The following is a 2,297-nucleotide window of genomic DNA, read 5'->3' as shown; positions in this document are numbered from 1 at the left end:
ATTTCTGCCCCAAATCTATCGAGCCTCTTTTGCGAGGCTTCTGAATAGAGTTTTTGATTAATATGAAGAAGTTACTGGTACTATGAACCCGAGCAGAACAGGTTAAACAATACAGTCTGGTTACGCTGCGCAGGCTAACAATACTTCAAGCCACAAATTTTAATTATTTTTTCTTGTTGGACGTATTCTGCATGCGGAGTAAGGCAAAATCGTGGCGAATGGGACCATAGGCCTAACGATGAGCATTTTAGGTCTTTATTGATTCCTGAGTCCAACTCGTCTGCCGAGCGGACCCAGGAGACTAGCTGGCAAGCCAAGCCCTTCCGAGCCTCATCTGCATCCAGGCTGGCAACTACCTCTTAGGAGCTAATCTCGTTGGAGGAACCAAGCTGGGCCTATGTCGTTACAGCCAAGCAGGTCCAGGTCACATGGACCCTTCCCGGGATGTATCGCCCTTCCGCCAAGGCTCCTCCTAAGTGAGTGCTGGTGGCTGGCGCGGGTCGTTCCGGACGCACATTGCAGAACATCAATAGGGGCTAATAAGCATGAACCATGACGTCGTTTACAATGAGCAAATCCTCTCGATTGCTCAGAATGCATCGTCGTATGTGACGACCGTTCTAGTCTGCCAGAATACGCTCATCCGCAGCGGCATCAGCCACATCCTTTCCGGCACGCAGTTCGTCATCTCAGACGAACTGCCGAAACAAGCATCAGAACTGCCGATGCTGTGTCTTATTCACGCCGACCAAGTGGCTGATGAGTTGGCCGAGACAATCGAGAGGCTGAAGGCGCAATGGCCTTCTGCTCGGGTGGTTCTGCTGACCGAGCGCATAGAACGTACAGCCATGGTGCAGGCTTTCCAAGCGGGCTTGGACGGGCTTTGCTCGACGGTGATGGACCGCGAGCCCCTGATCAAGGCGCTTGAGCTGGTGATGCTGGGTGAAACCTTCATCTCGCAAGCTCTGACGTCCAGCTTATTGAGTGACGCTGCTTGCCATCAGCGGGCGAGCCACAATGGGGTTGGCATCTTCATGCCAACGAACGACCCATCTGCGGCGGCGACTGCGAACAGGCTGTCACCCAGAGAAGCCCAGATCCTGCGCCACCTGACTCAAGGCGCCTCGAACAAGCTCATCGCGCGCGAGCTTGGGCTCGCGGAGGCCACAATCAAAGTGCACCTCAAGGCCATCCTGAGGAAGGCGAAGGTGGAAAACCGCACTCAGGCAGCCATGTGGGCACAACAGCACATGAACCTTGCGGCTAACGACGTCACTATTGTTGCTGCTGAGTAGGGGACTGGCGGGGCCTTGATGAGGCCCTCTTCCCGGAACAGCCTTATGCCGCGTCGAGCATCTGCGCTTTATGCTGCTCAAGAAGCGCTATGGCATCGCGAGCGTACTCACGGAATTCGTCTTTGATCAAGTCGGGCTCGCTGTCCCAGTCTGGCGCTTCTTCCTGCGCCTCATAGAACGTGCGAGCAACATGCTCGACCTGCTGCCGAAGAGTATCCATGGAATGCCCCTAATATACCTGAGTTGTTCTCTTATAGCATCTCTCCCGCAGGCGTTCGGGCGCTGATTGTTGGTGCTGATCCCGATAAGGAAGAGGGCTGGACATAACCTTACAGTCACGCTTTCGTGATCCGCAACTAAGCTAATGGAGTAGTCCAAAAGTGATATCAATCTCAGCATTCTTCTGGAGAGGTGAGAAACCCAATTCGGCTCTTCCCGAGCGGGGTTCTGTTGTTGGGGCAGAGAGATGGCTAGCAAGAATGTAACCCGGATGGACCTGGCAGAGGCCGTCTACCAGATGGCGGGTCTCTCAAGGCATGAGTCCGCTGAGCTGGTCGAGCAGGTCATTGGCAAGATTTGCGACACGCTAGCCACTGGCGAGACTGTGAAGCTTTCTTCATTCGGCGTCTTTACAGTCCGCGATAAGGGTGAGCGCGTCGGCCGCAATCCCACAACTAATGTGGAAGTGGCAATCGAGCCCCGCAGGGCTGTTACATTCAGCGCCTCGCATGTTCTCAAAGCCCATGTGAACAGGCCCAAATAGAAACCCCGCCCGGAGTAGAGCCGAACGGGGTTCTGTCTTTGGAGGCCTGGTACGCATCAATGCCGACTTACTTCCGACACCTGGTTAATGAGCAGAGAGAACATCAAGCGGGATCGTTTGCACTGCTTGACCTGTGGCATCAACAATCTCAAGCCGCCAGCTGTGCCACTCATCTGAGTTCGAGGGGTCCAGGGCGCGAAGCTCCTCAACGGCCTCCATGGCGGACATGACAGCCGCCT

At 54.8% G+C, this 2,297-nt stretch carries 4 protein-coding genes; 2 read left to right on the top strand and 2 right to left on the bottom strand.

From position 1 onward, the window contains the following. Positions 1 to 545 precede the first annotated feature (545 nt). A complete protein-coding gene (locus JKG68_RS31920) occupies positions 546 to 1,295 on the top strand; it encodes a LuxR C-terminal-related transcriptional regulator (protein WP_202066397.1) in 750 nt (249 codons plus the stop codon). A gap of 43 nt (positions 1,296 to 1,338) precedes the next feature. Here the strand turns inward: JKG68_RS31920 and JKG68_RS31915 are convergent, their stop codons facing one another. Beyond that, on the bottom strand, positions 1,339 to 1,515 hold the full coding sequence (locus JKG68_RS31915) for a hypothetical protein (RefSeq protein WP_202066396.1): 177 nt from the start codon (positions 1,513 to 1,515) through the stop codon (positions 1,339 to 1,341). A 246-nt stretch (positions 1,516 to 1,761) separates the two neighbouring features. Between JKG68_RS31915 and JKG68_RS31910 the strand changes: the two genes are divergently transcribed. Then, positions 1,762 to 2,058, top strand: coding sequence for an integration host factor subunit alpha (locus JKG68_RS31910; protein ID WP_202066395.1), 297 nt, complete (start codon positions 1,762 to 1,764; stop codon positions 2,056 to 2,058). Positions 2,059 to 2,142: 84 nt separating this feature from the next. Here JKG68_RS31910 and JKG68_RS35105 read toward each other — a convergent pair whose 3' ends face one another. After that, positions 2,143 to 2,286 carry a DUF6894 family protein gene (locus JKG68_RS35105; RefSeq protein ID WP_376773253.1) on the bottom strand — a complete coding sequence of 48 codons (144 nt, stop codon included), beginning with the start codon at positions 2,284 to 2,286 and terminating at the stop codon, positions 2,143 to 2,145. Positions 2,287 to 2,297: the final 11 nt, after the last annotated feature.

The organism is Microvirga aerilata (assembly GCF_016743775.1).
Taxonomy (GTDB): Bacteria; Pseudomonadota; Alphaproteobacteria; order Rhizobiales; family Beijerinckiaceae; genus Microvirga; species Microvirga aerilata.
The sequence above is the reverse complement of the archived record's forward strand: the minus strand, read 5'-3'. Positions and strand labels throughout refer to the sequence as shown.

Coding starts and splice junctions, on each gene's coding strand:
- JKG68_RS31920 (WP_202066397.1), top strand. CDS start 546: ATGAACCATGACGTCGTTTACAATGAGCAAATCCTCTCGATTGCTCAG.
- JKG68_RS31915 (WP_202066396.1), bottom strand. CDS start 1,515: ATGGATACTCTTCGGCAGCAGGTCGAGCATGTTGCTCGCACGTTCTAT.
- JKG68_RS31910 (WP_202066395.1), top strand. CDS start 1,762: ATGGCTAGCAAGAATGTAACCCGGATGGACCTGGCAGAGGCCGTCTAC.
- JKG68_RS35105 (WP_376773253.1), bottom strand. CDS start 2,286: ATGTCCGCCATGGAGGCCGTTGAGGAGCTTCGCGCCCTGGACCCCTCG.